We start from the raw sequence: 2,021 nt of genomic DNA on the forward strand, positions 1-2,021 counted from the left end.
CCCCCTTCTTGACACAATTCCCCCTCCACATACACATCCCCCACCAAGGTGATGCCTTCCCGGTTGATAATAATCGACCCGCCCGGACCACTGAGTTCTACCTGCTCATAGCCTTCAAGGTCAAAGGTTTCGCAGATTTGTTCAAACACTTCACCCGCATGCCAAGTGCCATTTTGGGCAATGTCAATATTAAGCTCATTGCCGACATGGATGATAGTATCGCCGTGTACATTAAGATAACGGCTGTTGTTGATGTTCAGTATGTCGTCTTGTTCAATTTTCGTTATACGATTTCGTCCGATAGAGTGGGTTTGGTCTCGGTTAATCGTCAGGTCTTCATCTTGTACCACCGTTTCCGTTCGATTATTGCCGATGTTGACGATTTCATCTCTTGCCACTTGCTCTGTACGGTCGTTACCTATTTGAGTGGTTTCGTCATGTTTGACAATATGGTTGAGGTCTTTTTCCGCATGCAGGAAGATTTCTTCTTGCCCTTGTTCATCTTCAAAACGCAGTTCATTAAAGCTGTTGCCTTTATGGGTTTTGGATTTAATCGTGGTACGGGTTTTGTGCTTCGGCAGAAGATAGGGTGGTTCCGTGGTACTGTGATAGGTTCTGCCGGTGACCATCGGTTGGTCCGGGTCACCATGGAGGAATTTGACTAAGACTTCATCACCGATACGGGGAATCATCATATTGCCGTATTGCGCCCCCGCCCAGCCTTGCACCACTCTTACCCAACAAGAACTGTGTTCATCAAAGTTACCCCGTCTGTCCCAAGGAAACTGTAATTTCACCCGTCCCCATTCATCACAGTAAATCTCTTCCCCTTCCGGACCGACTACATGGGCGACCTGTGTGCCCCGAATAATCGGGCGGGGCTTTTGAGGACTACGCCAAGGGGTGTGATGGGGAATCAGAAACAGCTTGTTTTCATAACGGTTGCCTGCTTCACCGGCTTCCTCCTCCATCACACCGGTTTGATAGCCTTGATGTTCCACCCGCACCACGAACCAATCTTGGTTAAACGCGGCATTAATATGCCCTTCCAAAGTAAAACCATAACCCGGTATCACCCGCATATCATCCCCTGTGGCTTGAGCGGTTTCAGACAAGGCAAGGGCTGACTCTAAACGGTAGCGACTGAAGGGGCGCCCCTGTTCATCCCGTTTATATCTGCCGGGGTAGTCATAGTTTTCATAGGAAAGTTGAGAAGAAGAGGAGGAAACACCGTTAGAATGGACCGCACTTTGTTGATGTTCAAGGGGGTAATTGGGGTTTAAAAACGTATAATCCCGTAGAGTGTGTTGATTGGTGGTGACTTTTCGGCAATATTCAAATTGCCATAGGCTCGCGAAAGGGCGGTCGCCTGCCGGCATGGCGTTATAAGTCAATGTGCCTAAAATCGGGGAGGTGGTACTTTGATGACCAAAGTGGAGCAGATGGCTTTCTTCCCCGTGGGAAAAATGATAATACCAGCCTTCCTCTGCCGCCAAGCACTCAATAAAGGTCAAATCTGTTTCCCGATATTGCACACAGTATTCACGTTCCCAATCCGACGGCAAAGGCTCAAAGGCCACATTATCCACCCGATTTTTTTGCAACAACGTGCGGATGATTTTTTCACTGTTTTGATGTTGAAAAATCCGGCTGTCCGATTGCAAACCGGCTCTCACTAATGCCGGTTCGACTATCATTTGATAATAGGAGCGTACAAAACCGCTTTTCCCCAAACCGAATCCCGTGACAATCCCATTGACATACCGAACCGCTTTATCGCCGAGCCAAAAGGTGAAGGTCACCGAGGTATCAATTAACGCAGAAAACGGTACATTCGGGTCAAAACTTGATAACTGCAATTCCAATTTAAAGGGTTCGGAAAGCCCTTCGGTCAGCTGAAAACTCACCACATCAAAGTGATATTTATCGCCTGCATTGAGGGTATAACGATAGTCGGATTGGGTTGCCATAGTTATTCCTTTAAGTTGAGATGTCAAACTCGGTTAGTATAACTGAATTTG

1 protein-coding gene is annotated in these 2,021 nt (G+C 47.4%); it reads right to left on the reverse strand.

Annotated elements, in window-relative coordinates; genetic code table 11:
* A partial coding sequence (locus BKK47_RS01365; RefSeq protein ID WP_143529559.1) for a type VI secretion system Vgr family protein occupies positions 1–1,970 on the reverse strand: 1,970 nt, incomplete at its 3' end.
* Positions 1,971–2,021: the final 51 nt, after the last annotated feature.

The organism is Rodentibacter mrazii (assembly GCF_001998825.1).
Lineage (GTDB): Bacteria > Pseudomonadota > Gammaproteobacteria > Enterobacterales > Pasteurellaceae > Rodentibacter > Rodentibacter mrazii.